The following is a 26,473-nucleotide window of genomic DNA, read 5'->3' on the forward strand; positions in this document are numbered from 1 at the left end:
TTAATTGATTTCAAATATACGTTGGCGCGCCTTAAAGTTCAATCATCGTCATGAACAACAGGAAACAGGAGCCCAAGATGAAAGCATGGATGTTCAACCGCCCGCAATTGACACTGAAACTGGAAGACGTCGCCCAGCCCGAACTGCGTGCCGGCGCTGCACTGGTACAGATGGAGGCGGTGCCACTGCTGAGCTACACCCGCAATTACCTGCAAAGCAATTTGCCCTACGCTTATCCGCCCAGCCCGTTTACGCCGGGCACCAACGGCATCGGCCGGATAATCGCTGTCGGCGCCGGCGTGCAGCAGTTCCAGCCGGGACAGCGGGTAGCCGTCAATCCCTACTGGATCGCTAACGAGGCTGTAGCGGAACCGCCGCAAGTACTGATCGGCCTGACCGGCATCAGCGCCGACAGCACGCCCATGCTGGAAGAATTCCCACATGGCAGTTTGCGCGAGGTAGCCGAGTTTCCTGTTTCCACGTTACTGCCGCTGGACGGACTCGATCACGTGGCTGCCGAACGGCTGGCGGTACTGGCGAAATTCATCATCCCTTTCGGCGGCCTGCGCCGCGGCCGTCTGAGCGTGGGTGAAACAGTGGCGATCAATGGCGCCGGTGGTTACTTTGGCTCCGCCGCGGTGCTGGCGGCCTTGGCAATGGGCGCTGCCAGGGTGATTGCACTGGGCCGCAACGCACAAGCATTGCAGAAACTGGTAGAACTGGGTCAGGGACGTGTAGTCGCAGTGCTGTTGAGCGGCGATGTTGCCGGCGACGCATCCGCCATCCGTACCGCAGCAGGCGGCGGCATCGCGCTGGCATACGACATGGTCGGACAGGCCAGCGACGCCAATAGTACATTGGCGCTACTGCACAGCTTGCGTCGCGGCGGTCGACTGGTGCTGATGGGCAGCATGCAAGTCGCTCTGCCGATACCCTATGGCGACATGCTGCTCAACAATTGGGAACTGATCGGCCATTTCATGTATACCTCAGCCGATTACCTGGCGCTGCTGTCACTGGTCAAGGCAGGCTTGCTGTCGCTGGATGCGGTGGAACTGAAAACCTTTGCCTTCCCGGCGCTGGAAGCGGCCATCGACCACGCGGCGCAAATGAAAGGCCTGCAAGCTACGGTGTCGCTTTTCTAATCGTCGTGCAGATGCGCTAGCGCGTGGCGGACCATTCATTTGCCAGGAATTCGCGCCACGGTTCGAAATATTTTTCGCGCCAGCCTTTCTTGACATCCTCGTACTCCTGCTCGGGAACATCCAGGTGAATCAGATCGATCCGGCCTTGTTCACCCTGCGGATGAAACGACAGAAACAAGACCGAGTCGGGATCATCGTCGGCGAACGCCGGCGAGCGCCAGGTCTGGACGATCAACCTGGGCTTGGCTACCTGTAGCATGACGCCGGTCAGCGCGCCATCGAAAGCCTCGAACTCATCGCCGGCCTGCTCCCCGATCAGCACGGGCAAGCCGGTGATCGCCTGGTGCAACTGCGGATCGAGATACATATCGAACAGTGCGTCGGCGGGCGCCTTCAGGACCACTGTCTTATAAATCACATTGCGCATGGTGGTTCTTTCTTCAGTGCTGTGAGCAAAGCGTCGGAGCAACATCGAAGCAACATCTGAGCAACATCCAAGAAGCAGCACCATGGCAAATCATGCATTTGAAATCAAATTTTCAAAATGGCGCGGTAAAACTTTACCTCATTTTACGCAAACTCATTTCATCGCACGCCGCATGCCAACGTACAAGGCTTCCACCTTCTCGCGCGCCCACACTGTCTTGCGTAGAAATGTCAGGCTGGACTTGATGCTGGGGTCGCTCTTGAAACAACGGATATCGATCCGCTGTCCCAAACCGTCCCAGCCGTAATGTTCAACCAGTTCAGTCAGCATCGCCTCCAGCGTCACGCCGTGCAGATGGTGGTGTGTATTTTGTGTCATGTGCTTCTCGATCAACTTACAAGCTGACATTTTACGTCTTCGCCTGGACGCCGCCAGTGAAACACAGTATTAAAGTTTTTGGGAATCTTGTCGTTAATTGAATGACACTTATCCAGAAAGGACGTCATGAAAATCAATTCAGCGCATGCGGCAGCGCCCTCTCCTGCCAACACCGCCTCGCAAATTGCCGCGTTGCAGAAGCAGCTTGCCAACCTGCAAAAACAACTGATGACGGTACTAAAAGAAATACCGGCGCCAGGCGAAGAGGAACTGGCCGACATGCGGGTCAAGGGCCTGCAGCTGCAAATTACCTCGATTGAAATGGAAATCAGCCGGCTTAGCCAAATGGCGGCGGTGCCGGAACTTTCCGATACGCAGCAAGCCAGTATTGAGGACAAACTCAATGATCAGCCGACTCAGCGGCAGAAACACCCGACTGCTTCTGCCGGCGGCAATGTGGATCTGTACGTTTGAATCAAAGCGCGACCCAGCGCTGAGCTGCCGGGCCGCAACCACCATTTAAGGCTGCAGGTTAGCCCGGTAGAAAGCAGTTACTGCATCGGCCAGCAACTTGTGTGTATGCGTGGTCGGATGCAAGGTATCCCAGAAAACGAAACTATCCGGATTGGTACACTGTGAGCGGGCGCTCTGCGTGCTCATGTAATTCAAGGTCGAATCGGTATTGATGCTGAGACAGGACTGAGTCGTGTTGCTGACCTGGTATTTGGCCGGATTGGTCAGCAAATCATTGAACAAGGCATACGTATCGTATAGCTGGATATTCAGGCTGCTGCCATATTGCGCTTGCAGCGAACTAACCAGCGCGGTGAGACGGTTGTTGAGATCGATCACCTGCGCCGCCACCGTCGCCCCCGTGGTCTTGATGGAGAACACCGGCGCCTTGGACACATCCGGCAACTTCAGCAACAGGATATTGCGCGCGCCGGACTGAATCAGGCTTTGCAGGGCTTGCGTTTCTCCGCTGATCACCTGGTCGACCGTGCTGTTGTAATTGACCAGGTCGTTACCGCCGATCAGCAAGGTGAACAAGGTGTTTTGCGGCTGGTAGTTCTGCGCCTTCTGCATATAGGTCGTATAGGACTGCACTTGCTGGACCACGCCAGGAATCACCAGATTCTGGGTGGTCACGCCGGCGCCGCCAACTGCCCAGTTATACAAGGGAAGCTGCAAATTGTCGGCCAGGTATTCAACCCAGTTCTTGCCGTTGCTGAAATGCCCCAGGAACCAGCTGTTTGAATTTGGTAAAGTCCAATTCGAGGCATTGTAGATATTCTGGGTATCGGACAAGCTGTCGCCGAATGCGACGATCTTGTTGATGCCGCTTTGTACTACGCTGTCGGTAGTCCAGACGGTGTAGTTGAACGACAGCGCATTGTCGGCGGCGGCAACCATTGCTACCGGCTGGCTGATGCCTTTGGCGGTCAGCGTGCTTTGGCAGACCGATTGCAAGGTGCTTTGAGTGACATCGCTATAGAACATGTTTTCCCAGTTCAGCGCACCGCCGGCCCACCAGTAACCGTTGATGCGGTAGTAGTCGCCACTGGACGGGTCAAGGCCCCAGACGTAGGTTGTGGTCGGCTTGGTCGGATTGCTGTTGGTGCGGTACCAGCAGCGCAAATAAGTGTAGGTGCTGCTGCTGGCGGCATTCGTTACTGCGCCAGCAACCATGCTGCGCGCGGCTGGCTTTTGGCTTGGCTTCTGTTTCAGCAGTTGTTCCTTGGAGAGCGGGCCGGACGACGACAAATGATGGGTGTAAAGGGGATCGGGTTTTACTTCAGGGGATATTGTTCCTGCCACAGCCATATTCGAACACAAAGCACAAAGCACAAAAAGTGTTTTCATTGCTGGTTTCCTTGTTGTAGTTGCTACTAAAGGCTTTTGCATCAAGAAGATTTCCCGGCATGCGCCGGCCACAGCCGGCAACCGGGAAGCGATTGGGCAGATGGCGGCTACCCACACAAACGATAGCAAAATACCATCACGATGATACCCGCGGCAATATTGACACACGGAAACAAATTGAAGGTGGCTATAAACGCTTTCCGATGTTTTCCTCTAATCAGGAGTTACCCACAGAATGTGTGGACAGTCTTGTTGATAACCCACTGGCAATTTAGCTATGCTGCTGATTTATATAGGATTTTTCCTGCTGCTCAAGGTGCATTTCCGAAGTTACCCACAGAATTTGTGGACAGTCTTGTTGATAACTCCCTGGCTACTAAGTTAAGTGCATGATTTATAACGATATTTCATCACTGTTCAATTTGACGCTGCAGACTTACCCACAGATTTTGTGGACAGTTCTGTTGATAACCATCCTGCATCTTAGCTAAGTGCATGATCTGTATAGTGTTTTCATCGATGCTCAGAATGGGGCGCAGACGGTTTTCAGACTGTTCCCGTATTGCTTTAAGAGTCGTTTAATTCAATCCGGCTACACTGTCACGATTATCGGCAGGCTGATTTATCAATAATCGGCGCCGCGCGGTTTTTCCAGGGAGTTGGTGCTATGCGTTTGCTGTTGGTGGAAGACGATCTGATGGTGGGCGAAGCCGTGCGCAAGGGATTGCGGCAGGATGGCTTTGCGGTCGACTGGGTCCAAGACGGCGTCGCCGCGCTCAGCGCGCTGGCGCAAGAGGACTATCAGCTGCTGCTGCTGGATCTCGGTTTGCCGAAAAAGAACGGCCTGGAAGTACTGAAGTCCTTGCGCGCTGGCGCCAATCAGATTCCGGTCCTGATCCTGACTGCGCGCGACGCCATCTCGGACCGGGTCGCCGGCCTTGACGCCGGCGCCGACGATTACCTGGTCAAACCCTTCGACCTGGAAGAATTGGCGGCGCGAATCCGCGCCCTGCTGCGGCGCCAGTCGGGGCGCGCTGAACCGCTGATCGAACTCGGCCAGCTGACGCTGAATCCTGCCACCCATGAAGTCACGCTGGAAGGCCGCCAAGTCAATTTGTCGGCGCGCGAATTTGCCTTGCTGCGGGCCTTCCTGGACCGTCCCGGCGTGGTGCTGTCGCGCGCGCAGCTGGAAGAAAAAATGTATGGCTGGGACGACAGCATAGAAAGTAACGCAGTCGAGGTATACATCCACGCTCTGCGCAAGAAACTCGGCAGCAATTTCATCAAGAATGTGCGCGGCATCGGTTATATGGTGGCGAAATGAATTTGACGTCGTCCAAGCCTTCCATACGCACGAGCCTGCTGCGCTGGCTGGCCGCCGGCTTAAGCGCCGGCATCCTGCTGGCCGGGATTGCCCTGTATTTCCAGGTGCGCGGCGAAGCCAACACCCTGTTCGATTACCAGATGCAGAAAATCGTCGCCTCGCTGCCGCGCCAGGCGTTTTTACCAATGATCGACGGCAGCGATGCCGGGCCCGAGCTCGATGACCAGATCATGATCCAGATCTGGGACAACACCGGCGTCGTGATCTATCACTCGCATTCGCAAGAATTTTTGCCGTTGCAGGCAGAACTGGGGTTTACCAATGTCCGCCTGAGCACGGGTCTATGGCGCGTATACAGCGCGCAGATCGGCAATACAGTGGTGCAGATTGCACAACCGCAAAGCGCGCGCAACCGCATCGCTGCGCAGATGGCGGTCAAGACCTTCACGCCGTTGCTGCTGCTGTTTCCACTATTAGGCATATTGGTCTGGATCGCCGTCAGCCGTGGCCTGGCGCCGATCAAACGCGCCGCTGCGGAAGTACAGGCGCGCGACATGCACGCCTTGTCTGCGATCTCCGACGCCAAGCTGCCGCAAGAAATCCAGCCGCTGACGCAAGCCTTGAACGATTTGCTGGCGCGGCTGGCGCAATCGATCAACGCCCAGCGCGCCTTCGTCGCCGATGCGGCGCACGAATTGCGTACGCCGCTGACTGCCTTGCGCCTGCAAGTGCAACTGGCGGAACGCGCTGGCAATGATGCGGAACGGCAAACCGCGTTCTGCGACCTCAAGCAAGGACTGGAGCGCGCCACCCACCTGCTGCAACAATTGCTGACGCTGGCGCGGCAAGAGCCCGGTGCATTTGAACAAGCGCATGCCGAACTCGATATGCGCGCACTGATGCATAGCGTCGTCGGCAATTTTGCAGTCACCGCAAATGCGCAGCAAGTCGATCTTGGCATCAGTGCCGAAATGCCCGCCAGCGTGACCGGCAACGTCGATGCCTTGCGCATCCTGTTCAATAATCTGATCGACAACGCCCTGCGCTACAGTCCGTCCGGCAGCAGCATCGATGTGTCGATTGTGCAGGATGCCACTGGCGTGACCGTCGCCGTGGAGGACCACGGCGCGGGCATTCCCGATGCCGATTTGCAGCGCGTGTTCGACCGCTTCTATCGTGCCGCCGGTAGCCAGTCGCAAGCGCACGGTAGCGGTCTCGGCCTGGCTATCGTCAAACAGATCGCCGATGCCCATCGCGCCAGCGTCAGTCTGCGCAATACCGGCCATGGCTTGCACGCCAGCGTGCATTTCCCGGCGTGAAGAAAATTCCAGGCCCGTAAAATTCCGGATTTTTTAAGTCTGCTTTAATTTTCACTCTTTATGCTGTGTGCTATTCCATTCATAAAGGGGCATAGAATGAACCGTCAGAACTTTACCCGCAGCACCATTGCCGTCGCCGTTCTGGTGGTGGCTGGCGGTGCCTACCTGCATTCCAAGAACGCCAATATTGGCATCGAAAACGCTAACGCAGCCGTGCCTGTAGCGGCTCCGGCAGCACCAGTCAGCAACGGTGCGCCCGTCGTCGCGGTGGCCACCGATTTTTCCAGCATCGTCGAACGCGCCGGACCTGCGGTGGTCAATATCAGCGTCACCGGTAAAGCCAAGCAAAGTGCTGTATCCGACGAAGATGACGACTCCGGCCTCGATCCGAACGATCCGTTTTCGCAATTCTTCAAGCGCTTCGGCCCACAACTGCAAATCCCACGTCATCCGCAAATCATGCGCGGCGAAGGTTCCGGCTTCATCATCAGCGCAGACGGCCTGATCCTGACCAACGCCCATGTGGTTGACGGCGCTCAGGAAGTGACCGTCAAATTGACAGACCGCCGCGAGTTCAAGGCCAAGGTGCTGGGCGCCGACAAACAAAGCGATATCGCCGTGATACGGATCGAGGCAAAAAATCTGCCGACCGTGCAGATCGGCAATCCGGCATTGACCAAGGTAGGCGAACCGGTGCTGGCGATAGGCTCGCCCTACGGCTTTGAAAATACCGCCACGGCCGGTATCGTCAGCGCCAAGTCGCGCTCCCTGCCGGACGATACCTACGTGCCATTCATCCAGACCGACGTCGCCGTCAATCCTGGCAACTCGGGCGGTCCTCTGTTCAATATCAAGGGCGAAGTCATCGGCATCAATTCGCAGATCTATAGCCAGACCGGGGGTTACCAGGGCCTCTCGTTTGCCATTCCCATCGACGTCGCCACCAAGGTCGAACAGCAGCTGGTCGCGCATGGCAAAGTCACCCGCAGCCATCTTGGCGTCGCCGTACAAGAGGTCAACCAGGCCCTGGCCGAATCGTTCGGCCTGAAGAACGCCGCCGGCGCGCTGGTCAGCTCAATCGATAAGGGCAGCCCGGCCGACAAAGGCGGGATGCAAGTGGGCGATGTAATCCTGCGCTTCGACGGCAAACCAATCAATCAGTCGGCAGACTTGCCGAGCCTGGTGGCGGATACTGCGCCAGGCACTTCCAGCAGCATCGAAGTGATGCGCGGCGGCCAGACCAAGACACTGACGGTCAAGCTGACTGAAGCCACGCCACTCAAAATCGCAGGCAAGGACAACGGCGCCAATTCACAGGGACGACTAGGCCTGGCCCTGCGTGAACTCAGTCCGGACGAGCAGCAGCAGGTTGGCATCCGCGGCGGACTGGTGGTGGAAGATGCGACCGGGCCATCGGCGGTGGCAGGCATCCAGCGCGGCGACGTAATACTGTCGCTCAACGGCAAACCAGTCAGCAGCGTCGAGCAGTTGCGCCAGCTGGTCAGCAAGGCCGGGAAAAATGTGGCGCTGCTGGTGCAGCGCGACAAGGACAAGATCTTTGTCCCTCTCAACCTGAGCTAACGCGTTCATAGCGGAAACGGGGCAGCGATGATCAAAGAGTTAAAGAGCGATAATTTATCGCAGCACATCCTACCCTCTTCCGCCACCATGATCGGGGTCTGCATCACCGCCCTGTCGATTATCAAACTCGCAAGATTCAGCGGGCTGGCGATCTGGCTTAGTCATTTGCTGGCGCTAAACAGTCTGGTCTTTCTCACCAGCGGCGTGCTGTCCTATGCTGCGATGCGTTCGCGGCAGAGCGCGCGGCTTGAACAATATGCCGACATCGCCTTCATCTTCGGCCTTACCCTGCTCAGTCTTTCTACCGTCTTTATGGCTGTCGTCATTGATTGAACGTTCTCCGATTGAATTCTCATTCAGACAAAGTTACCCACAGAAACTGTGGATAGTCCTGTTGATAACTCCAATCCGGACCAGCTATGTGCTTGATCTATATGGATTTTTCATAGCTGCTTATTGTTGCACCTTCACTGCCTGTTACGATAGCGGCTACGATGCATCGACCTCGACTGTCAAGCCCGAATAAATCTTTTTGCAAGCGGCCAACATTTGAGTGATCACTCAATTTGCAAATTGAAGGCAGCCTGCCTACCCTATTTATTTCTCCCCGATTGGCGCGGCACATTCCGGCCCGCCCCGCTTCTTGTCTCCTCATAAAAAAAATTAATTTTTAATCATCTAACGACCTCCCGCAAATATAATTAAAAATAATTAAAAATAATTAAAAATATTTTCAACCTGTCGATCCTGGCGTTCACGGTTCGACTAATTAGCAGAAACGGAATTTCAGCGGTCACAACGACCCATGCTTCCGGCTCACAAACCGACACTTAACGGAGAGTTCAAAATGCGCTTCATGATCATACGCAAGGCCGACCAGGAAACCGAAGCAGGCGTCATGCCCAGCGAATCGCTGATCGCGGCAATGATGAAATTTAACGAAGAAATGGTGCAAGCCGGCGTCATGAAGGACGGCGACGGCCTGCATCCGAGCAGCAAGGGCGCGCGCATCAAATTCTCGGGAGGCAAACCGACCGTTATCGACGGTCCGTTTGCCGAGACCAAGGAATTGATCGCGGGCTTCACCATGATCCAGGTGAAATCGAAGGCAGAAGCATTGGAATGGGTCAAACGCTGGCCGGCCGAAGACGCCAACGGCAATGTCGAACTGGAACTGCGCCAGGTATTCGAAGCGGAGGATTTCGGGGACGCCCTCACGCCGGAGCTGAGAGAAGCGGAAGAACGCATGCGCGAGCACCTGCAGAATTCCGCCGCACAACCAGATGCCAAGTCCTAAACATCTGCCTTTTCATCCACAATGACTATCACCATAGCCGCGAGATAATCCATGCTCAAAACCATCGCCATCATCATCGTTGTAGCACTTGCCGCCATCCTCGGACTGGCAGCGACCCGGCCTGACAATTTCCGCGTGCAACGCTCCGTCTCGATCAAGGCGCCGCCGGAAAAAATCTTCGCCCTCATCGAGAATTTTCACAGCTGGGCCAGCTGGTCGCCATATGAAAAGCTGGATCCGGGCATGCAGAAAACGTTCAGCGGCGCCGCTAGCGGCAAGGGTGCGGTGTATGCCTGGGACAGCTCGGGCAAGGCCGGTGCCGGACGCATGGAAATCAGCGATGCCGTGACGCCATCCAAGGTCGTTATCAAACTGGATTTCAGCAAGCCGCTGGAAGGCCACAACACGGCAGAATTTACGATAGATACCCAGGGCGACAGCAGCAACGTCACCTGGGCCATGTATGGACCGTCACCTTATGTCGCAAAGGTAATGGGGCTGTTTTTCAATATGGATACCATGATCGGCAAGGATTTTGAAACCGGACTTGCCAGCTTGAAAAGCGCTGCAGAAAAATAAGCGACGACTGACATTCCTTCCCATTCGCAATCATTCCTTACAGGAGCAAGTCATGCAATTGAATCCTTACCTCAATTTCAACGGCAACTGCGACGCCGCGTTCAAATTCTACGAGAAAGTTTTGGGCGGAAAAATCGCCTTCAAGATCACCTATGGCGAAACTCCGGACAGCGGCGGCGAACAATGTCCACCTGCTTCCAAAGATCATCTCGCTCACGTGCGGCTGGAAGCGCCTGGTCTCGTATTGATGGGCTCTGACTGTCCGCCGGGATTTTTTGAAAAAGCCCAGGGCATTACCCTGTCCCTGACCGTCGACAAGCTGGCGGAAGCAGAGCGTTTGTACAACGCATTGAAAGAAAACGGCGAAGTCAAAATGGCGCTGGCAAAAACCTTTTGGGCAGTCGGCTTCGCCATGGTAACCGATCAGTTCGGTACGCCATGGATGATCAACTGCGAAAAGGAAGCTTGATCGCCAATTGCAGCGTCGTTGAAAAATATGCGCGCCGCACGCCCTTTTAGGATGGCGGCGCGTCATTTCAAGAAGGCAGGACTTACGAAAAACCGCCCTGACTGCGTTGCATCTTCTAACCGTACTTCGTACTGTCTTCGTCGATGCCCTTGCAGGGCGCATACCCACCTGCATGCGGGTATCGTTGCGCAGGCGGACACATGCTGTCCGAATTCCCTGCTACACCCTTGCCAGGACGACTTTGCGTAAGTCCTGGAAGGAAATTACAGAACCGGCAACTTTGTGGCCGTCACCCGGTCGATGAAAAATTCGCCGTCGATACATTTCCGGTGCGGCACCCCGACTACCGTGAAGCCCGGGCCGCCATCCGTCACCCATATCTTTGCCACCGTGTCGAAATCCTCCACGTCGAGCCCCAGCAAGGGCGCCGACAGCACGAATTGCGCGCCTTCTTTCTGTCTCTGTAAAACTTCTTCGATCGTCTTTGCCATGATTCAATACACTCTGTCTATAAATGGGGGAAACCTGCACTCACAAGATACATTGAGGGATTGTCAGGCATCGCGCAATAGTTCACGCGGCAGCTCGTAGGTTTCCTTGATCGCCTGTAGTACGATATTCGAGCGGATATCTTGTACACCCGGTATCTTGTAAAGTTTTTCCAGCACGAAGGCGGAATAGTGTTTCAGGTTGCGTGCCTTCACCCGCAACAAATAATTGGCGTCGCCGGTGATGATGTAGGAACCGACCACCTCAGGATAATTTTGCAGCGCCTGCATGAAATTCTCGTGCCAGCTCTCGATATCACGCCGCATGGTCACCTGCACGAATACATCGAGTTCCAGGCCGAGCTTTTCCGGGCTCAGCAAGGCGCTATAGCGGCTGATGATGCCTTCTTCTTCCAGAATCCGCACCCGCCGCAGGCAAGACGAAGGCGACAGGAACACCTGCTCCGCCAGATCCTGGTTACTGATACGGCCATTCTGCTGCAACAGCGTCAGAATGTTTAAATCGATGGCATCCAGTTGCATTGAAATTATCTTTCAATATTTTTCAATTATTTCTATATATATTCTAAATTAACCTGAAATTGTATAGTAATTTCGTATAAAAATTCCAGGCAGCTCGCCTAAAATATTTCCACGAATCAAACATGGGAGATAGCTATCAATACCGCCAAACCCCTCTGGGATATCAGCCCGGTCCTCTCCGCGAGCATCCCGGTCTGGCCCGGCGATACTCCGTTTAGCGCACAAACCACTTGGGAAATCGCCGACGGTTGTCCGGTGCACGTCAGCCGCATCACGCTGTCGACCCACACCGGCGCACATTGCGACGCGCCCAGCCATTACGATCCACAAGGGGCCGCGATCGACAAGGTTGGGCTGGATGCCTATATCGGCCCTTGCCGCGTCATCCATTGCATCGGCGCTTCACCGGTTACGCCGCAGGATGTCCGGCATGCACTTGCCGACCTGCCGCCGCGCGTGTTGTTACGCACCTACGCCAAGGCACCGCAGGAAAACTGGGACCCGGCGTTTGCAGCAATCGCCCCTGAAACCATCGCACTATTGGCGCAACACGGCGTGCGCCTGATCGGCATCGATACGCCTTCGCTCGACCCGCAAGAATCCAAAAACATGCTCGCGCATCACGCCGTCAAACAGCACGGCATGGCGATCCTCGAAGGTATCGTGCTGGATGCGATTGCCGCCGGCGACTATGAACTGATCGCGCTGCCCCTGCGACTGGCTGGCATGGATGCCAGTCCGGTGCGTGCAGTCTTACGCCAACTTTAGGAGTACATCTATGACCAGCAACATCAACAGCCGCGCCAATTGCCAGGCATTGGACGCCAGCGATCCCTTGGCGCCGCTGCGCGCACAATTCGATTTACCGCCGGATGTGATTTATCTCGACGGTAATTCCCTCGGCGCTCGCCCGCGCGCTTCCTTACAACGCGCACAGCAAGTCATCCAGCAAGAATGGGGCGTCGACCTGATCCGCAGCTGGAACAAAGCCGGCTGGTTCGACCTGCCCGCCCGTCTGGGCAACCTGCTGGCGCCGCTGATCGGCGCCAGGGACAACGAAGTGGTGATCACCGACTCTACCTCGATCAACCTGTTCAAGCTGCTGGCAGGCGCATTACAGTTGCAAGCCGCCAGGCCAGATGCGGCGACGCGCAAAGTCATCGTCACCGAACGCGACAATTTCCCGACCGACATCTACATGGCGCAAGGCCTCACCGAATGGCTGGACCGCGGCTATCGCATCCACCTGATCGATTCGCCGCAAGAACTCGCCAGCGCAGTGAATGCAGAAACCGCAGTGCTCATGCTGACCCACGTCAACTACCGCAGCGGTCACCTGCACGACATGCGCGTAGTCACCGCTGCCGCCCAGGAGCAAGGGGCGCTGGTGCTGTGGGACCTGGCCCATTCGGCCGGCGCAGTACCGATCGACCTGCATGCAACGAATGCCGATTTCGCCGTCGGCTGCACTTACAAGTACATCAACGGTGGCCCCGGTGCGCCGGCCTTTGCATGGATCGCGCCGCGCCATCATGCGCGGTTCCGGCAACCGCTCTCCGGCTGGTGGGGACATCGCGCACCGTTCACGATGCAAGCGGAATTCGCACCGGTTGATGGCATCCGGCGCGCGCTGTGCGGCACCCAGCCTATCGTTTCTCTGGCGATGGTGGAATGTGGCCTGGACGTGTTCGCCCAAACAGATATGCAAGCCCTGCGCAGCAAATCGCTGGCGCTGACCGATCTGTTCATCAACCTGGTGGAAAGCCGCTGCGCCGGCCTCGACCTGACGCTGGTCACGCCGCGCGCGCACGCCGAACGCGGCAGCCACGTCAGCTTTGCTCATCCGCACGGCTACGGCATCATGCGCGCGCTGATTGCGCGCGGCGTGATTGGCGACTACCGCGAACCGCAAGTGATGCGCTTCGGCTTTACGCCGCTCTACACCAGCTTCGCCGACGTATGGGACGCCGTCGACACCCTGCGCCAGATCCTGGTCGGCAAGGAATACGAAGCCAATGCCCGGCAAGAAGCCGTTACCTGATCAATTGGGAGAGAAAAAATGGAATGCCCTTACAAACCCGCAGATTCCTGGCATGGCGCCGAAATGGAATTCAAAGACAATATGAGCTATGGCGATTACCTGGCGCTGGACCAGGTATTGTCGGCGCAGAAGCCGCTCTCGCCCAACCACAATGAAATGCTGTTCATCATCCAGCACCAGACCAGCGAACTGTGGATGAAACTGATGCTGCATGAGTTGCACGCGGTACGCCAGCAACTGCGCAACAATGATTTATCGCCGGCGTTCAAGATGATGGCGCGGGTGGCGCGCATCATGGATCAACTGGTGCACGCATGGGATGTGCTGGCGACCATGACGCCGCCGGAATATACGGCAATCCGTCCCTATCTCGGCTATTCATCGGGCTTCCAGTCGTACCAGTATCGTGAAATCGAATTCCTGCTGGGGAACAAGAACGCCGCCTTGTTGCAAGTCCATCAGCATTCGCCGGAATCCTATGCGCGTTTGCAAGATGCGCTGCAACAGCCATCGATCTATGATGAAGCCGTGATGCTCATGGCGCGCGCCGGCATAACCGTCAATCCGGCTCGCCTGAGCACCGACTGGAGCCAAGCGACCGCCGCCGATGCTTCTGTGGAAACCGCCTGGCTCACGGTTTACCAATCGCCAGACAAGCATTGGGAACTCTACGAGCTCGCAGAAAAACTGGTCGATCTGGAAACCTCGTTCCGCTACTGGCGCTTCCGCCACCTGACTACGGTGGAACGCATCATCGGCTTCAAGAAAGGCACCGGCGGCACCGAAGGCGCCGGTTACCTCAAGATGATGCTAGATGTCGTACTGTTCCCCGAGTTGTTTTCACTTCGCACTTCTCTCTAGAGCAATTTAGCGAAATTCAGCCGCGCCGGGCCGCGCGCTCGCGCGCGTCTTTCACGTCGGCCGGATCGCAGCGCAGTTCCAGCAACTGATTGACGGCGATCTCATCGGCCAGCGATGTCGCCGTTACCACTGCACCGAAAAAATGCGCATCCAGGCTCAGCGCATTGCACAGGCGTTTGCGGCCTGCCTCATCGGAGGGTAATTGCAAAACGACCGTCAGATAATTTGACGAAGCGCCGGCATCGGCACTCTGCACAGGCACGGCACCCGGCGAAGCTGAGGGCGCCGGCGCTAACAGCGCCGCAGTACGAATCGGCACGTGCACCGCTTCAACGGGTGCAATTGATTGTTCCAGCTCAGCCATCGATACCACCACGGAACTGTGCGGCCCCGGCCACTTCTTGACGCCGCCGATCAGCGCCGGGATGCCGCCGCTCACCTCATAGTCAGTCTCGGAAACCTTTTCGTAATGAAAAGGCTCCCATCCTTTAACGCCATGCTTGCGCATGGCAACCTGTTCCAACACCTGGCTCTGCGGTGCGCCATTACCGAGCATGCCGACCTCGCTCAATCCCGGATCGCCGCCAGCGCTCGTTTCATCCATCTTGTCGCCTCTTTGTGTTAAAACGGATTGCTGACCTTGACCACTGGCGCGGTCGCCACTTTGTCCGGCAAGGTTTTCGACTCCAGCTCTTCCACCACGCTGTTGATCAGTACCTGCAAGGCTTTGGCTTTCTCCAATCCTGGCTTATCCAGCGTCAAGTCAAGATCACCGAACAGGCTGACCCGGTCCAGGCGATTTTCAATATTCAGGTTGCCGATAACGAGCGCAGCGCTTTCATCGGCGAAGGGCGTAAATTTAGACATGCGACCATCCTTTGTTAATCAGGTTTGTGATGAAATTGACCAGCATCTTCAAGACATCTTCCGTTAATTTCGACAGCAAGTCTTTCTCTATTTTCTTGATCTGCGCAGCCGGCTCTTCCCTGGCTTCAGGCGACCGCCTTACCGATGCAGTTCTTTCAGAGGCGCCGCGTTCGCTGCGCGAACCCGCTGCAGGCAAAGCCATCGCCACATCCTTGACGCGCCTGGATACCCCCGGCAACAAATCGATCCGCAAAGTACTTTCCAGTTGCGTCAACGACAAGGACTGATAATGAGAAGTGTCTTCGTTCTTGATGAAATAAGCCGCTGCCTGCTGTCTCTTCGGACTATAAACGACTTTATAGATATAAGTCGGCACCAACACATTGCCAACCTTTTGCAGATCCTGGCCGAGAAACGCCGGCCCGGTAATCACATACAGCTCACCCTCTTTTACCGCCAGCCGTCGCACCGCGCTCTCAATCTCCGCCCAGATATGGCGGTTGTTTTGCGAATTCTGCGGAATCATGTTGGCCAGGCTGAAGCTTTCATACTGCGAAGTCCGGTTCGCCATATCGCCATTGGGGCTCATATGGCCGCGGTCAAACCCGGAACGCGCGTAGTCTTTCAGTTCAGCGCGGCCGTTGATCAACAAACCCGGTTCGGGATGGAAGGGATTCTCGCGCGACAACGTGCGCGCAGCGTCGACGTTATCGCGCGTCAGGTGCTCGGCCGACCACAAGGGCGTGCGCGTGATACCAGAATGCATGACCGCAAAAGCCTGGTAGCACAACTCCTGTGTCTGGCGCGCCAGCTTGTCATTGAGAATTCTAGGCGCCTGGCCGCCAGCATAGTGCGAGGGACAGTCTGTAGCAAAAGCGGAAGAACTTAGAAAGAAAGCAAGAACGAGGAAACGACGAAACTTGTGCGGCATTGCTCACCAAAACTGTATAAATACACAGTATAAGGTTTTACTTAAACCACTCCAAGGATTATCCCTATTTTTTTCCTGGCGTCACGCGAAAATTCAATGCGGCTTGCGATACCCGTTAGCCACCCAGGCGCTGGCGCTACTCTGGCTCAGCTTGAATGTAGCCGCGACCTTGACCTGCGCCAACTGCTCACGGTCTTCATCATGGGCCGTCAGTACGGCATAGGGGAAATCGTCGTCTGGAATAATATCGAGCGTGACACTGATGGTCGCTGCGCCGTCATTGACGGTGATCGTCTTGTGCAACATCGCATACAGTTGCTGCTCATGGCGGCGTACGAATTCGGTGGCGGTCTTGACCAGCGTGATGAATGCCGTCGGGTCCAGCGGCTTGGGATTTTTCTTGTCGCGGCCCATGGTCCAGGGACCGATCAGCGCCGGCTCACGCTCGCCATCCTTGATCATCGCCACTGCCCAGCCGTCGTCGTCATCGTTCTTGATGATGCGCGCGGTCCAGCCGTCGTCGCACCACAGGCGCGGTTCCTGGATTTTCTGGTCGGCGCCGTCGGCGGCGTCATCGAATTCTTCGGGGGATGCTGCGGAGTAATCTGTCATTGCGGAGTGATATCGGAAAGCTCAAGGCCTGAAAGCGGCTGAAGGAAATACGGGAATGCGAATTGTATAGTACATCCGGCCACTGCTCACTCACGCCGGTATTGCTTGCGGTAAGCCGCTGGAGAAATCGAGAAGGCAGCAGCAAAATGCTGGCGCAGCGAAACCGTTGAACCGAAACCGGCGATCTCGGCGATACGGTCAATTGCCTTGTCGGAGGTTTCCAGCAACCGCTGGGCTAACGCCAAACGATGGTTGAGCAGCCATTGGGAAACAGTGGCGCCAGTTTTCATCTTGAAACGGCGGGTGAAATTGCGCCTGCTCATGGCAGCCCGGGCCGCCAGTACATCCAGGCAGAGCGGCTGCGCCAGATTTTCAATCGCCCAGTCGAGGGTGACGGTAAGCTGGTCGCTGCCGCCGGATTGCGGCAGCGGCTGTTCGATATATTGCGCCTGGCCGCCGTCCCGGTGCGGCGCCACCACCATGCGGCGGGCAATGCGATTGGCGACATCGGCGCCATGGTCGCGGCGCAATAAATGCAGGCAGCAATCGATCGCGGCGGCGGTGCCGGCCGAGGTCAGGATATCGCCATCGTCGACATACAAGACTTTCTGATCCAACTTTACCTTGGGATATTTGCGGACAAAATCCTCGGCCCAGACCCAATGGGTGGAAGCGACGCGGCCATCCAGCAAGCCGGCTTCGGCCAGTACGAAAGCGCCCAGGCAAAGACCGACAATGCGAGCGCCGCGGGCATGTGCGCGGCGCAAGGCTTGCAGCAATATCTCCGGCGGCTGTTCGTCGGGATCGCCCCAGGCCGGCACGATCACGGTATCTGCCTGCTCCAGCGCCGACAAATCATGCTGCACATTAATATCAAAGCCAGACATGGTGGCAACCAGGCCAGTCTCTATCCCGCAAATCAGCAGGCGGTAGCGCGGCGCGCCAAGCCGGGCCAGGTCGTCTCCGAACACCATGCACGGCACGGACAGGTGGAACGGACTGATGCCTTCGAAAGCGACCACCGCGACGGTGTGTACAGGCTCAACGGCAGGAATTGGCGAAATACGGGCTGGATTTGACATGGCCCGATCCTATCACATTATGTCTATCAGGCCACTTTCGCCATGACGGCCGGCCGCCGATACTTCTTCCTGTCGCGCTGCCTGCCGCCACAGTTCCAACGGCGGCAGGCAACAGCCAAAGCAGCGATGAGCGATGAGCGTTCATCGGACTAACACATCAATCAGGAGCATAAAGATGAATCATCCAACAATCCGCACCATGGCAGGCGCCGTCGCACCGACCAGGATCAACGCTGGCAGCACCGCTTTGCTGGTCATCGACTTTCAAAACGAATACTTCAGCGGCAAGATGCCGATCCCGGACGGCATGCGCGCCCTGCAAAACGCCAGACGCCTGGTCGCCTTTGCGGATCAGGCAAACATGCCGGTTTTCCATGTCCAGCACGTCAGTCCCGCTGGCGCGCCGGTGTTTGCCGAGGACCACGCCAGCGTCCAGTTTCATGCCGAACTGCAACCGGCAAGCCACCACAACGTGCTGAAAAAAACGTCTGTCAGCGTGTTCCCGACCAGCGACATCGACAGCCGCCTGAAAGCCGCCGGCATCAAGACCTTGATCATCAGCGGCCTGATGACCCACGCGTGCGTTGCCGGCGCCGCACGCGACGCCGTTCCTCTCGGCTATGAAGTCATCGTAGCGGACGACGCTTGCGCGACACGGGATATCGACATTGCCGGCGGCGTGTTGCCGCATGCCATGCTGCACCGGGCGGCGCTAGCTTCTATTGCCGACACCTTCGGCGACATCGCGACCACGGCGCAGATTCTGGAATTGCCTCTGGCCTGACAAGCAAGAAAGCTTCGGGGATTTGGTGGCATACTGTCCGGATCAAGGAGCGAACGCGCTCCTTGACACGACTTTACGGCGGAAGAGATCCGGCGCTGCAAACGGGCTCTCCAAGAGATACATCAGCCATCACTGAAAGGCGGCACGAAATGAAAACCTGGATCCGGGCCAACAAGGGATTTCTCATGTTTCTTTTGCTTTTCGGGATTTTCCGGACCGCCGTGGCTGACTGGAATCCGATTCCATCGGGCTCCATGCGCCCCAACCTGCTGGAAGGCGACGTGGTATTCGTGAACCGCCTGGCCTTCAATCTGAAAGTCCCGCTGACCAATATCGTCCTGGGCCATCTGGGCGAACCGAAGCGTGGCGATATCGTCACCTTCTTTTCGCCGCTGGATGAAACCCGGCTGATCAAGCGCGTCATCGCGCTGCCCGGCGACACCGTGGAAATGCGTGATGAAAAAATGATCATCAACGGCCATGCAGCCAGCTATGCCGTACTGGGAACAGCGCCTGAACCGATGGGCCACGGTTCCATCGTCGCCTTGCGCCTGAGCGAGAAGACGGGCGCCGAGCAACACAGGATCCAGGTGCTGCCCGAGGTCAACGCCAACCGCAATTTTGGCCCGGTCACTGTGCCGCAAGATCATTATCTGATGCTGGGTGACAACCGCGACAATAGCGGCGACTACCGCCACTTCGGCTTCGTGCCGCGCGAATTGCTGATCGGACGGGCCGAGCGCATCCTGGTGTCAGCCGATATCAAGGGTAACTGGATGCCGCGCGCCGAACGTTTCGGGATGGCGTTGCAATAAGCTCAGGCAACTTCTTTCTTCATGCGGCTGCCTATCGTGTGCAGCCGCTTTTCAATCAGCTCCGACATGCCTTGTGCTGCAATCGACAGAGAGCGTTCTTTATTTTTTACGATCAGTATCGGCCTCACCACATCGGGCGCGTCAACCGGAATACTGACCAGGTTCATTTTGCGGAACTGAAACAAGGTCAGCTCCGGTACGATGCTGACTCCCAGTCCGGCTTCGATCAAACCGGCAACCGTCGCCAGATGCTCCACTTCCAGGCCAGAACTCATTACCTGTACGCCGCGCAATAGCAGCTCCACATGCTGGCGCACGCTGGTGGAACGGGCCAGGTGGATCAGTTCGCAACCGCTGAGATCGGCTACGCGGATGCGGCGTTTTCCGGCCAGCGGATGGTCCTCTCGGCATACCAGGTAAAAGGGATCGCTGCACAGGGTCTTGGTGTCGAATTCGATCAGGCCGGAGCCGGGCGCGGTCAACGCGATATCCACCTTACCCTGGCGCAGCAAAGCCAGGCACTGGTCCGACAAGGCATCGAACAGTTGCACGGTGATGCCAGGATAAACCTGCTTGTATTCGGCAATCACCGCCGGCAAGCCATGCGCCGCCAGCGAAGGCAAAGCGGCGATCGCCACCCTGCCCTTGCGCCGGGCGACGTAATCGGTCATGTCGGCAAACGCCGATTCTATATCGCTGACCAGCGCGCGCGCCACCTCGGAGAACAACTCGCCTTCTGCCGTCAGGGTGACATTGCGGGTATCGCGTTCGAACAGCCTGGCGCCGACTGTCTCTTCCAGCTTCTGGATCATGACGCTGAAGGCCGATTGCGACATGAAGCAGCGCTCGGCGGCATGGGTGAAATGCTTGCACTCCTGCAGCGCCAGGAAGGCGTGCAACGCGCGGGTGGAGATATTCAGCTTCATGGCTAATTTGCCTTTGGCTCGCCCATTAATCTGTTTTACCGATCAATCTATCGGAAAAAACCATTTTACAGCACAAATTCCGGCGGCCAGAATGCCATTAGCCATAAAGGCAATCACAAAAAAATACCTATAAAAATATCCACAGGATAGGAGACAGACAATATGCTGGCACTGCTCGGCTTCATCACCATCTTCACACTGCTGGCGGCGATTCTGACAAAAAAAATGTCGCCGCTGGTGGCCCTGATAGCGATTCCCATCCTCGCATCCCTGATCGGCGGCTTCGGCCTCGAAACTTCCACGTTCATCGTTTCCGGCATCACCAAGATTGCACCGGTGGCTGGCATGTTCGTATTCGCGATCCTGTTTTTCGGCATCGTTACAGACGCCGGCATGCTGGATCCGATCATCTCCGGCATCCTGCGCGTAGTCGGCAGCCGTCCCAGCCGCATCGTGCCGGGCACTGCGCTACTGGCGTTGCTGATCCACCTCGACGGCTCGGGCGCGGTGACTTTCCTGGTGACGATTCCAGCCATGCTGCCGTTATATCAGCGGCTGGGGATAGACAAGCGGATCCTGACCTGTGTCGCGTCGCTCGCCGCCGGAGTCAATTTTCTGCCATGGACCGGGCCTATGATCCGCGCCTCGGCCGCTCTGCACATTCCGGTCAGCGAAATTTTCATGCCTTTGATCCCGGTCCAGATTGTCGGCCTGGCGTTCGTTTTTTCGATTGCCTGGTGGCTCGGCCTGAAAGAAGAACGCCGGTTGGGACTGACCAAGGGCGCGGCCGGCAGCTTCGTGCATATGCGTGAGCTATCGGAAGACGAAACAAAAATCCGCCGCCCGCAGAATTTCTGGATCAACATCATCCTGACCGTGTTTGTACTTGGCGTCATGATCAGCGGAAAAATCGATCCCGTGGTCATGTTCATGATCGGCGTAGTGCTGGCGCTGATGATCAATTACCGCAACGTCGATATGCAACGGGCGCGCATCGACGCCCACGCCAAGGCTGCCTTGCTGATGGCCAGCATCTTGTTCGCCGCGGGCGTGTTCACCGGCATCATGAGCAAATCCGGCATGCTGACAGCTATGGCCAAGATGGCGGTCGGCTTTGTGCCGCCGTCGATGGCTTCGCATATCCCGGTGATGCTGGGGCTGCTGTCCATGCCGTTGTCGATGTTGTTCGATCCCGACTCCTTCTACTTCGGCGTGCTGCCGGTGATCGCCGAAGTCGGTCATATGCTGGGCGTGCAGCCGCTACATGTAGCGCAAGCGGCCTTGCTTGGACAGATGACTACCGGCTTTCCGGTCAGCCCACTCACGCCGGCCACATTCCTGGTGGCCGGCCTGGCGGGGATTGATCTCGCCGATCACCAGAAGTACACCTTTAAATACCTGTTCGCCGCATCCGTCCTCATGACCGTCGCCTGTGTCGTGATCGGCGTGTTCCCCTTGTGAGAACAGGAATCTTTCTTCTCAGGAGAATCATGTGAAACATATCCGTATCGGCGCCGGCGCCGGTTATTCCGGCGACCGCATCGAACCCGCCGTCGAACTGGCTGAGCAAGGCGAGATCGACTACCTGGTGTTCGAATGCCTGGCCGAGCGCACTATCGCCATCGCCCAGCAAACCCGGATAAAGCATCCGGCGCTGGGCTACGACCCTTTGCTGGAGGAACGGATGCGCGCCGTGTTGCGCATCTGCAGTGAAAAAAAGATCCGGATCATCACCAATATGGGCGCAGCCAATCCGCTCGCCGCCGCCGCCAAGATCCGGGAAATTGCGCGCGCCATGCAGCTCGACCTCAAGGTTGCTGCGATAACCGGCGACGATGTACTGGAGACGTTGAAAGCAGGCAATTACATCAGCGACCAGGGTACTCCGGTCAGTGCGCTAGGACACCGGCTGCTGTCAGCCAACGCCTATATCGGCGCGGCGCCGCTGGTGGAAGCGCTGGCGCAAGGCGCCGACGTAGTCGTCACCGGCCGTGTCGCCGATCCAGCCTTGTTCCTGGCGCCGCTGATCCATGAGTTCGGTTGGGCCATGGATGACTGGCAACGGCTGGGGCAAGGAACGCTGGTCGGCCACCTGCTGGAATGCGCGGGCCAGATCAGCGGCGGCTATTTCTCCGATCCTGGCTACAAGGATGTGCAAGGGTTGGCCCGGCTGGGCTTCCCCATTGGCGAGGTGGCTGAAGACGGCTCGGTGGTCATCACCAAAGTGGCCGGATCCGGAGGCCAGGTGACGGCCGCCACCTGCAAGGAACAACTGCTGTATGAAATCCATGATCCCAGTGCGTATTTCACACCCGACGTGGTGGCGGATTTTTCAGGCGCCATCGTTACCGAAATCGGACCGGACCGCGTGCTGGTGCAGGGTGCGACCGGGCGCCCCAGGACAGATACGCTCAAGGTTTCGATCGGCTATGTCGACAGCTACATTGGCGAAGGGCAGATTTCCTATGCCGGGCCGGGAGCGCTGGCGCGCGGCCAGCTGGCGCTGGATATCGTTGCTGAGAGGCTGAGGCTCACCGGCGTCAGCTTCGATGAAATCCGCTACGACTTGCTTGGGCTGGATGCCATCCACGGCGCGGCCTTGTCAACACAAAGCGCGGAACCTTATGAGGTCCGGATACGGGTGACCGCACGCAGCGACAGCATGGGTGACGCGATTCGCATCGGCAATGAGGTCGAAACACTGTATACCTGCGGGCCGGCAGCCGGCGGCGGCGTCACCAAAGCGGCGCGCGAGGTAATCGCAGTACAGTCCGCCTTGCTGCCAAGGCAACTGGTGCAGACCGTAATCCATTTTGGAGAAGACTGACATGAAACTACGCGCCCTTGCCCACTCCCGCGCCGGCGATAAAGGCGACATCTCGAATATTTCGGTGATTGTTTATCATGAAAAAGATTATGCTTTGCTGGAACGCTATCTCACGCCGGAACGCGTGAAGCTGCATTTTTCAGAGATTGTCGACGGCGACGTCGTGCGCTATACGTTGCCCAAGCTTGGCGCACTGAACTTCGTCATGCAGCGTGCCCTGGGTGGCGGCGTGACGCGTTCGCTGGCGCTCGACGCCCACGGAAAATGTCTGAGTTCAGCGATAATGAATCTGGAGATTCCCGACGACCTATGCAAAACATTCTCTATCGTTTAGTCAAGCGTCTGACGCAATAACGCTTTGAACCCAGGTTGGGTTAGCCATGCGCAATCCAGACTCTCCTCCTCCGGAATTCGACCGCAAGAACCAGAGTTTCCTCCGGTGAGGTAAGCCGTATCGTTCAGATGCGCGGTGCTTGCCGCGACCAACCTGACCGGTGTCCGCCATGAACCTGATTGAATTGTTTCTCCTCGCCGCAATCTGGGGCGCATCCTTCTTGTTCCTGCGCATCGCCGCGCCGGAGTTCGGCCCCATCGCGCTGATCACATTACGCGTCGGCATCGCGGCCATCGTGCTGGCGCCAACGCTGCGCAGCGCTGCCTCCCGCTCTCAATTGCGCAGCAAGGCATGGCCGCTATTCGTGGTCGGCATCAGCAACTCCGCGTTGCCATTCGGGCTGTTTGCCTACTCCTCCCTGTATGTCAACGCCGGCCTCGACGCCATCCTGAACGCGACCACGCCGATCTGGGCGGCCTTCATCGCCGCAGCCTGGTTCCAGGCCGGCATGAGCCGCCAGCAGATCTCCGGCCTGCTGCTGGGCCTGGCCGGCGTGGTGCTGCTGGTATGGGACACCTTGGGCGCGGGCATTCCCGGCGCGCCGCTAGCGATCGCCGCTGCGTTGCTGGCGACCGTCTGCTACGGCTTCGCGGTGAACTATTCAAAACGCCATCTGGCAGGGATAAAGCCGCTGGTGGTCGCCTTCGGTAGCCAGTTCTTCGCCACGATCGCGCTGCTGCCGGCAGCCCTGCCATTCTGGCCCCGGCACGCTATCGCCGCCTCGACCTGGATCTACGTGGCAGCGCTCGGCGTGATCTGTACCGGCTTCGCCTATATCCTGTATTTCCGGCTGATCGAACGGGTGAGTGCAGCCTATGCCGCATCGGTGACATTCCTGATACCGGTTTTCGGACTGGCCTGGGGTGCGCTGTTTCTCGGTGAAAAGGTCACGCCGACCATGCTGGCCGGCGGCGTCGTTGTCTTGCTGGGAACCGCTCTCGCCAGCGACAAGCTCAAGGGCATGTGGCCCGGAAAGCAGAATCCCGTGTGAGCTGCCGACCTGAGCAATTTGGTATCATTCGATAATAAATAATCGAAAAATCATCATTTATTATTGTTTTACGATAATTTTAGATTAAAATACGATCATCCATTTAATCAGGAAGTATCGTGATGCAAGGTTTTATCACACTTCTCCGCCGTTGCCTGGCCATGCTCAGCGCGGGCATTGCGATTGCCATGCTCATACTGTACCTGGGCCTGCACCTGATGCCGCAGCTTGGCATCCATGGCACATTAAAAATCGGGTTCAATACGGGCAAGACCGGGCGGGCGCTGGCGAGTCTATGCAATCCCAGCAGGTTTTACGCTTCCATTCACCTGAATTATCCAACTTAAAGAACGCATTCCGAAAGACAGGACCGAACATGAAACAAGACCGTATTGCGCAGACCAGTCAACGCATGGCGAGCGTTACCATGCTGCTGCTGGTTGCCATGCTGGCTTTCAATATCGGCAGCTGGATATTTCCTGACGTGTTTGCCATGTTCTGCGATATTACCAATGCTGCGACCTCGCTCGACATCAAGCCGGACAGCCTGCCTTTGTGGCAATTGCTGGGCGCGATCGTACTCAGCGTCATCCCGTTCCTGGCGCTGGGATACGGTTTGTATCAATTGCGCGCGCTGTTCAAGCGCTATGCCGCAGGAGAATATTTTTCACCGGAGGCCGCCATCCTTCTTGGCCGGGTCGGTCGCAGCATTGCCTGGTGGGTGGTACTGGGCGTTGTCTGCCAGCCGCTATCGAGCGTATGGCTGACGATGATGCGTGGGGTTGGCCACCGCATAATCAACGTCGGCATCGGCACCAACGAAGTGGTATCCCTGTTCATCGCCGCCTCCATCACCGTGATTGCCCGCATCCTGCAACGCGCCAGCGAAGTCGACGCCGAAAACCGGCAGTTCGTTTGAGGATGTAGATGAGTATCGTGATTACGCTGGACGTCATGCTGGCAAAACGCAAGGCGAAATCGAAAGACCTGGCTGCAGCAATCGGCATTACCGAACAAAACCTGTCGCTGCTGAAACAAGGCAAGGTGAAAGGCGTACGGCTGGAAACCCTGGAGGCAATTTGCCGCTACCTTGATTGCCAGCCGGGCGACTTGCTGAGCTACGAGCCGGACAGCCAGACGTCGCAAGCTGCCGAAGAATAACTTCCGCTATCAGGAAGCCCCCGAGCCATCTCTCGCCGTGAGAAGAGGAAAATGTCCAAGGAACTTCACTGGCCTTTAGTTCAACCTTCGCGCGCCATGCAATGGGGCATATTGCTGTCCCTGATGCTGCATGTTGGCTTGCTGCGATTGTTTCTGTTGCACGAGCCTGCTCCGGTCGAACCGACGCACTTCGCGTTGCCTGACATGACCCTGTTGCTGCTGACTGCACCGACGCCACACACGATCCCGGTGCAAGCGGAACATTCTCAGCAGCCCAAAACGAAAACACCGCAGCGCGATGCTCGTAGCACCGGGACAGATATCCGGAATAGAGTCGCAACACAGTCGGCATCCTCTCCCAAAGTGACAAGCGAGGCGGCCAGGGCCATAACCGAAGCCGTACCGGCAGCGATACACGAACAGCCATCCTCCATTGATCTCAATGTCGCGCTGAAAATGGCTGGAAAGATGGCGAAGGACCCGTCCATGCGCGACGACCGGGCCGTGGCGCAACTGCAAACCCACCCTCTCGAAGCCCGCAACCCGGACAGCCGCCTGGCGCAAGACATACAGCGCGGCGTCCGAGCAGACTGCCTCACGACGTATAGTTCAGCACAATTGCTGGCACCGATATTCATGGCGGCGGATGCTGTGTTGTCGAAAAAGGACCGCGGGTGTAAATGGTAGCGCCCGTCAAGACCGGCACACGCGGACTAGTGGACTGTCACAGTGGAATAGGGAGTGAAAGACGCACAGGCGGCGTGCAGG

At 57.2% G+C, this 26,473-nt stretch carries 33 protein-coding genes; 22 read left to right on the top strand and 11 right to left on the bottom strand.

Annotation, left to right across the window (positions count from 1 at the left end; all coding sequences use genetic code 11):
- Nucleotides 1–77: 77 nt before the first annotated feature.
- Nucleotides 78–1,145, top strand: coding sequence for a zinc-binding dehydrogenase (locus LT85_RS18605; protein ID WP_038491823.1), 1,068 nt, complete (start codon nucleotides 78–80; stop codon nucleotides 1,143–1,145).
- 16 nt (nucleotides 1,146–1,161) lie between these two features.
- Here the strand turns inward: LT85_RS18605 and LT85_RS18610 are convergent, their stop codons facing one another.
- Together LT85_RS18610 and LT85_RS18615 are read right to left on the bottom strand one after the other, a co-directional pair.
- Nucleotides 1,162–1,572 (bottom strand): SRPBCC domain-containing protein, encoded by a 411-nt coding sequence (locus tag LT85_RS18610; RefSeq protein WP_038491826.1) that lies wholly within the window; start codon nucleotides 1,570–1,572, stop codon nucleotides 1,162–1,164.
- Nucleotides 1,573–1,725: 153 nt separating this feature from the next.
- Complete coding sequence (locus LT85_RS18615) at nucleotides 1,726–1,950, bottom strand: VF530 family DNA-binding protein (RefSeq protein WP_038496763.1); 225 nt, start codon at nucleotides 1,948–1,950, stop codon at nucleotides 1,726–1,728.
- A 126-nt stretch (nucleotides 1,951–2,076) separates the two neighbouring features.
- Between LT85_RS18615 and LT85_RS18620 the strand changes: the two genes are divergently transcribed.
- Complete coding sequence (locus tag LT85_RS18620) at nucleotides 2,077–2,424, top strand: FlxA-like family protein (RefSeq protein WP_038491829.1); 348 nt, start codon at nucleotides 2,077–2,079, stop codon at nucleotides 2,422–2,424.
- Between the two features lie 45 nt (nucleotides 2,425–2,469).
- On the opposite strand, the gene LT85_RS18625 is transcribed toward LT85_RS18620, so the two are convergent.
- Nucleotides 2,470–3,813, bottom strand: coding sequence for an SGNH/GDSL hydrolase family protein (locus LT85_RS18625; RefSeq protein ID WP_253273575.1), 1,344 nt, complete (start codon nucleotides 3,811–3,813; stop codon nucleotides 2,470–2,472).
- A 667-nt stretch (nucleotides 3,814–4,480) separates the two neighbouring features.
- Here LT85_RS18625 and LT85_RS18630 point away from each other — a divergent pair.
- The 7 genes from LT85_RS18630 to LT85_RS18660 all read left to right on the top strand — a co-directional run bounded on the left by LT85_RS18630 (nucleotide 4,481) and on the right by LT85_RS18660 (nucleotide 10,382).
- Nucleotides 4,481–5,137 (top strand): response regulator, encoded by a 657-nt coding sequence (locus LT85_RS18630; protein ID WP_038491835.1) that lies wholly within the window; start codon nucleotides 4,481–4,483, stop codon nucleotides 5,135–5,137.
- Complete coding sequence (locus tag LT85_RS18635) at nucleotides 5,134–6,456, top strand: sensor histidine kinase (protein WP_038491838.1); 1,323 nt, start codon at nucleotides 5,134–5,136, stop codon at nucleotides 6,454–6,456. Before LT85_RS18630 ends, LT85_RS18635 begins: the two co-directional genes overlap by 4 nt.
- Nucleotides 6,457–6,552: 96 nt before the next feature.
- Nucleotides 6,553–8,037, top strand: a complete 1,485-nt coding sequence (locus LT85_RS18640; RefSeq protein WP_038491841.1) for a DegQ family serine endoprotease — start codon at nucleotides 6,553–6,555, stop codon at nucleotides 8,035–8,037.
- Nucleotides 8,038–8,064: 27 nt separating this feature from the next.
- Nucleotides 8,065–8,370 (top strand): hypothetical protein, encoded by a 306-nt coding sequence (locus LT85_RS18645; protein WP_038491844.1) that lies wholly within the window; start codon nucleotides 8,065–8,067, stop codon nucleotides 8,368–8,370.
- 514 nt (nucleotides 8,371–8,884) lie between these two features.
- A complete protein-coding gene (locus LT85_RS18650) occupies nucleotides 8,885–9,334 on the top strand; it encodes a YciI family protein (RefSeq protein WP_038491847.1) in 450 nt (149 codons plus the stop codon).
- Nucleotides 9,335–9,385: 51 nt separating this feature from the next.
- Nucleotides 9,386–9,913, top strand: coding sequence for an SRPBCC family protein (locus tag LT85_RS18655; RefSeq protein WP_038491850.1), 528 nt, complete (start codon nucleotides 9,386–9,388; stop codon nucleotides 9,911–9,913).
- A gap of 52 nt (nucleotides 9,914–9,965) precedes the next feature.
- Entirely contained in the window at nucleotides 9,966–10,382 is a 417-nt protein-coding gene (locus LT85_RS18660; protein WP_038491853.1) for a VOC family protein, read from the top strand.
- Between the two features lie 263 nt (nucleotides 10,383–10,645).
- On the opposite strand, the gene LT85_RS18665 is transcribed toward LT85_RS18660, so the two are convergent.
- Together LT85_RS18665 and LT85_RS18670 are read right to left on the bottom strand one after the other, a co-directional pair.
- Entirely contained in the window at nucleotides 10,646–10,873 is a 228-nt protein-coding gene (locus tag LT85_RS18665) for a hypothetical protein (RefSeq protein WP_038491855.1), read from the bottom strand.
- A gap of 63 nt (nucleotides 10,874–10,936) precedes the next feature.
- Nucleotides 10,937–11,413 carry an Lrp/AsnC family transcriptional regulator gene (locus tag LT85_RS18670; protein ID WP_038491858.1) on the bottom strand — a complete coding sequence of 159 codons (477 nt, stop codon included), beginning with the start codon at nucleotides 11,411–11,413 and terminating at the stop codon, nucleotides 10,937–10,939.
- 135 nt (nucleotides 11,414–11,548) lie between these two features.
- Here LT85_RS18670 and kynB point away from each other — a divergent pair, with 135 nt between their 5' ends.
- The 3 genes from kynB to kynA are packed head-to-tail and all read left to right on the top strand — an operon-like array spanning nucleotide 11,549 to nucleotide 14,315.
- Nucleotides 11,549–12,181, top strand: coding sequence for an arylformamidase (gene kynB, locus LT85_RS18675; RefSeq protein ID WP_052135306.1), 633 nt, complete (start codon nucleotides 11,549–11,551; stop codon nucleotides 12,179–12,181).
- Nucleotides 12,182–12,191: 10 nt separating this feature from the next.
- Nucleotides 12,192–13,454, top strand: coding sequence for a kynureninase (gene kynU, locus LT85_RS18680; RefSeq protein ID WP_038491864.1), 1,263 nt, complete (start codon nucleotides 12,192–12,194; stop codon nucleotides 13,452–13,454).
- Nucleotides 13,455–13,472: 18 nt separating this feature from the next.
- Nucleotides 13,473–14,315 carry a tryptophan 2,3-dioxygenase gene (gene kynA / locus LT85_RS18685; RefSeq protein WP_038491867.1) on the top strand — a complete coding sequence of 281 codons (843 nt, stop codon included), beginning with the start codon at nucleotides 13,473–13,475 and terminating at the stop codon, nucleotides 14,313–14,315.
- A 16-nt stretch (nucleotides 14,316–14,331) separates the two neighbouring features.
- On the opposite strand, the gene LT85_RS18690 is transcribed toward kynA, so the two are convergent.
- From LT85_RS18690 to LT85_RS18710, 5 genes are all read right to left on the bottom strand, one after another.
- Nucleotides 14,332–14,919 carry a hypothetical protein gene (locus LT85_RS18690; RefSeq protein WP_038491870.1) on the bottom strand — a complete coding sequence of 196 codons (588 nt, stop codon included), beginning with the start codon at nucleotides 14,917–14,919 and terminating at the stop codon, nucleotides 14,332–14,334.
- 17 nt (nucleotides 14,920–14,936) lie between these two features.
- Complete coding sequence (locus LT85_RS18695; RefSeq protein WP_038491873.1) at nucleotides 14,937–15,182, bottom strand: hypothetical protein; 246 nt, start codon at nucleotides 15,180–15,182, stop codon at nucleotides 14,937–14,939.
- On the bottom strand, nucleotides 15,175–16,113 hold the full coding sequence (locus LT85_RS18700; RefSeq protein WP_038491876.1) for a DNA/RNA non-specific endonuclease: 939 nt from the start codon (nucleotides 16,111–16,113) through the stop codon (nucleotides 15,175–15,177). Before LT85_RS18700 ends, LT85_RS18695 begins: the two co-directional genes overlap by 8 nt.
- A 93-nt stretch (nucleotides 16,114–16,206) precedes the next feature.
- A complete protein-coding gene (locus LT85_RS18705; RefSeq protein ID WP_038491879.1) occupies nucleotides 16,207–16,725 on the bottom strand; it encodes a hypothetical protein in 519 nt (172 codons plus the stop codon).
- Nucleotides 16,726–16,811: 86 nt separating this feature from the next.
- Entirely contained in the window at nucleotides 16,812–17,807 is a 996-nt protein-coding gene (locus LT85_RS18710; protein WP_052135307.1) for a GlxA family transcriptional regulator, read from the bottom strand.
- 175 nt (nucleotides 17,808–17,982) lie between these two features.
- On the opposite strand from LT85_RS18710, the gene LT85_RS18715 reads away from it, so the two are divergent.
- Nucleotides 17,983–18,591: a cysteine hydrolase family protein gene (locus LT85_RS18715; protein WP_038491882.1), complete on the top strand. Its 609-nt coding sequence runs from the start codon at nucleotides 17,983–17,985 to the stop codon at nucleotides 18,589–18,591.
- Between the two features lie 149 nt (nucleotides 18,592–18,740).
- The gene (gene lepB, locus LT85_RS18720) at nucleotides 18,741–19,406 is read left to right on the top strand and encodes a signal peptidase I (protein WP_038491885.1); all 666 of its coding nucleotides are present in this window, start codon (nucleotides 18,741–18,743) and stop codon (nucleotides 19,404–19,406) included.
- A 2-nt stretch (nucleotides 19,407–19,408) separates the two neighbouring features.
- Here lepB and LT85_RS18725 read toward each other — a convergent pair whose 3' ends face one another.
- A complete protein-coding gene (locus LT85_RS18725) occupies nucleotides 19,409–20,332 on the bottom strand; it encodes a LysR family transcriptional regulator (protein WP_038491888.1) in 924 nt (307 codons plus the stop codon).
- A 162-nt stretch (nucleotides 20,333–20,494) separates the two neighbouring features.
- On the opposite strand from LT85_RS18725, the gene LT85_RS18730 reads away from it, so the two are divergent.
- The 8 genes from LT85_RS18730 to LT85_RS18765 all read left to right on the top strand — a co-directional run bounded on the left by LT85_RS18730 (nucleotide 20,495) and on the right by LT85_RS18765 (nucleotide 26,392).
- Nucleotides 20,495–21,793, top strand: coding sequence for a CitMHS family transporter (locus LT85_RS18730; protein WP_038491891.1), 1,299 nt, complete (start codon nucleotides 20,495–20,497; stop codon nucleotides 21,791–21,793).
- Nucleotides 21,794–21,824: 31 nt separating this feature from the next.
- Nucleotides 21,825–23,159, top strand: coding sequence for an acyclic terpene utilization AtuA family protein (locus LT85_RS18735; protein WP_038491894.1), 1,335 nt, complete (start codon nucleotides 21,825–21,827; stop codon nucleotides 23,157–23,159).
- A 1-nt stretch (nucleotide 23,160) separates the two neighbouring features.
- Nucleotides 23,161–23,493, top strand: a complete 333-nt coding sequence (locus LT85_RS18740) for an AtuA-related protein (RefSeq protein ID WP_038491896.1) — start codon at nucleotides 23,161–23,163, stop codon at nucleotides 23,491–23,493.
- Nucleotides 23,494–23,662: 169 nt separating this feature from the next.
- Complete coding sequence (locus LT85_RS18745) at nucleotides 23,663–24,544, top strand: DMT family transporter (protein WP_038491899.1); 882 nt, start codon at nucleotides 23,663–23,665, stop codon at nucleotides 24,542–24,544.
- Nucleotides 24,545–24,666: 122 nt separating this feature from the next.
- Nucleotides 24,667–24,891, top strand: a complete 225-nt coding sequence (locus tag LT85_RS18750; protein WP_038491902.1) for a hypothetical protein — start codon at nucleotides 24,667–24,669, stop codon at nucleotides 24,889–24,891.
- Nucleotides 24,892–24,920: 29 nt separating this feature from the next.
- Nucleotides 24,921–25,463: a DUF2975 domain-containing protein gene (locus LT85_RS18755; protein ID WP_038491905.1), complete on the top strand. Its 543-nt coding sequence runs from the start codon at nucleotides 24,921–24,923 to the stop codon at nucleotides 25,461–25,463.
- Nucleotides 25,464–25,471: 8 nt separating this feature from the next.
- Nucleotides 25,472–25,705 carry a helix-turn-helix domain-containing protein gene (locus LT85_RS18760; RefSeq protein WP_038491908.1) on the top strand — a complete coding sequence of 78 codons (234 nt, stop codon included), beginning with the start codon at nucleotides 25,472–25,474 and terminating at the stop codon, nucleotides 25,703–25,705.
- Between the two features lie 51 nt (nucleotides 25,706–25,756).
- Nucleotides 25,757–26,392, top strand: coding sequence for a hypothetical protein (locus LT85_RS18765; protein ID WP_156117578.1), 636 nt, complete (start codon nucleotides 25,757–25,759; stop codon nucleotides 26,390–26,392).
- Nucleotides 26,393–26,473: the final 81 nt, after the last annotated feature.

Source organism: Collimonas arenae, assembly GCF_000786695.1.
Taxonomy (GTDB): Bacteria; Pseudomonadota; Gammaproteobacteria; order Burkholderiales; family Burkholderiaceae_D; genus Collimonas; species Collimonas arenae_A.

What these genes read in the sequence shown, in the direction of transcription:
- kynA (WP_038491867.1), top strand. Translation starts at nt 13,473, where the DNA reads ATGGAATGCCCTTACAAACCCGCAGATTCCTGGCATGGCGCCGAAATG.
- LT85_RS18765 (WP_156117578.1), top strand. Translation starts at nt 25,757, where the DNA reads ATGTCCAAGGAACTTCACTGGCCTTTAGTTCAACCTTCGCGCGCCATG.
- LT85_RS18665 (WP_038491855.1), bottom strand. Translation starts at nt 10,873, where the DNA reads ATGGCAAAGACGATCGAAGAAGTTTTACAGAGACAGAAAGAAGGCGCG.
- LT85_RS18710 (WP_052135307.1), bottom strand. Translation starts at nt 17,807, where the DNA reads ATGTCAAATCCAGCCCGTATTTCGCCAATTCCTGCCGTTGAGCCTGTA.
- LT85_RS18605 (WP_038491823.1), top strand. Translation starts at nt 78, where the DNA reads ATGAAAGCATGGATGTTCAACCGCCCGCAATTGACACTGAAACTGGAA.
- LT85_RS18625 (WP_253273575.1), bottom strand. Translation starts at nt 3,813, where the DNA reads ATGAAAACACTTTTTGTGCTTTGTGCTTTGTGTTCGAATATGGCTGTG.
- lepB (WP_038491885.1), top strand. Translation starts at nt 18,741, where the DNA reads ATGAAAACCTGGATCCGGGCCAACAAGGGATTTCTCATGTTTCTTTTG.
- LT85_RS18635 (WP_038491838.1), top strand. Translation starts at nt 5,134, where the DNA reads ATGAATTTGACGTCGTCCAAGCCTTCCATACGCACGAGCCTGCTGCGC.
- LT85_RS18690 (WP_038491870.1), bottom strand. Translation starts at nt 14,919, where the DNA reads ATGGATGAAACGAGCGCTGGCGGCGATCCGGGATTGAGCGAGGTCGGC.
- LT85_RS18740 (WP_038491896.1), top strand. Translation starts at nt 23,161, where the DNA reads ATGAAACTACGCGCCCTTGCCCACTCCCGCGCCGGCGATAAAGGCGAC.
- LT85_RS18615 (WP_038496763.1), bottom strand. Translation starts at nt 1,950, where the DNA reads ATGACACAAAATACACACCACCATCTGCACGGCGTGACGCTGGAGGCG.
- LT85_RS18645 (WP_038491844.1), top strand. Translation starts at nt 8,065, where the DNA reads ATGATCAAAGAGTTAAAGAGCGATAATTTATCGCAGCACATCCTACCC.
- LT85_RS18695 (WP_038491873.1), bottom strand. Translation starts at nt 15,182, where the DNA reads ATGTCTAAATTTACGCCCTTCGCCGATGAAAGCGCTGCGCTCGTTATC.
- LT85_RS18650 (WP_038491847.1), top strand. Translation starts at nt 8,885, where the DNA reads ATGCGCTTCATGATCATACGCAAGGCCGACCAGGAAACCGAAGCAGGC.
- LT85_RS18610 (WP_038491826.1), bottom strand. Translation starts at nt 1,572, where the DNA reads ATGCGCAATGTGATTTATAAGACAGTGGTCCTGAAGGCGCCCGCCGAC.
- LT85_RS18745 (WP_038491899.1), top strand. Translation starts at nt 23,663, where the DNA reads ATGAACCTGATTGAATTGTTTCTCCTCGCCGCAATCTGGGGCGCATCC.
- LT85_RS18655 (WP_038491850.1), top strand. Translation starts at nt 9,386, where the DNA reads ATGCTCAAAACCATCGCCATCATCATCGTTGTAGCACTTGCCGCCATC.
- LT85_RS18660 (WP_038491853.1), top strand. Translation starts at nt 9,966, where the DNA reads ATGCAATTGAATCCTTACCTCAATTTCAACGGCAACTGCGACGCCGCG.
- LT85_RS18755 (WP_038491905.1), top strand. Translation starts at nt 24,921, where the DNA reads ATGAAACAAGACCGTATTGCGCAGACCAGTCAACGCATGGCGAGCGTT.
- LT85_RS18760 (WP_038491908.1), top strand. Translation starts at nt 25,472, where the DNA reads ATGAGTATCGTGATTACGCTGGACGTCATGCTGGCAAAACGCAAGGCG.
- LT85_RS18725 (WP_038491888.1), bottom strand. Translation starts at nt 20,332, where the DNA reads ATGAAGCTGAATATCTCCACCCGCGCGTTGCACGCCTTCCTGGCGCTG.
- LT85_RS18670 (WP_038491858.1), bottom strand. Translation starts at nt 11,413, where the DNA reads ATGCAACTGGATGCCATCGATTTAAACATTCTGACGCTGTTGCAGCAG.
- LT85_RS18715 (WP_038491882.1), top strand. Translation starts at nt 17,983, where the DNA reads ATGAATCATCCAACAATCCGCACCATGGCAGGCGCCGTCGCACCGACC.
- LT85_RS18705 (WP_038491879.1), bottom strand. Translation starts at nt 16,725, where the DNA reads ATGACAGATTACTCCGCAGCATCCCCCGAAGAATTCGATGACGCCGCC.
- LT85_RS18730 (WP_038491891.1), top strand. Translation starts at nt 20,495, where the DNA reads ATGCTGGCACTGCTCGGCTTCATCACCATCTTCACACTGCTGGCGGCG.
- LT85_RS18700 (WP_038491876.1), bottom strand. Translation starts at nt 16,113, where the DNA reads ATGCCGCACAAGTTTCGTCGTTTCCTCGTTCTTGCTTTCTTTCTAAGT.
- LT85_RS18750 (WP_038491902.1), top strand. Translation starts at nt 24,667, where the DNA reads ATGCAAGGTTTTATCACACTTCTCCGCCGTTGCCTGGCCATGCTCAGC.
- kynU (WP_038491864.1), top strand. Translation starts at nt 12,192, where the DNA reads ATGACCAGCAACATCAACAGCCGCGCCAATTGCCAGGCATTGGACGCC.
- LT85_RS18620 (WP_038491829.1), top strand. Translation starts at nt 2,077, where the DNA reads ATGAAAATCAATTCAGCGCATGCGGCAGCGCCCTCTCCTGCCAACACC.
- LT85_RS18640 (WP_038491841.1), top strand. Translation starts at nt 6,553, where the DNA reads ATGAACCGTCAGAACTTTACCCGCAGCACCATTGCCGTCGCCGTTCTG.
- LT85_RS18630 (WP_038491835.1), top strand. Translation starts at nt 4,481, where the DNA reads ATGCGTTTGCTGTTGGTGGAAGACGATCTGATGGTGGGCGAAGCCGTG.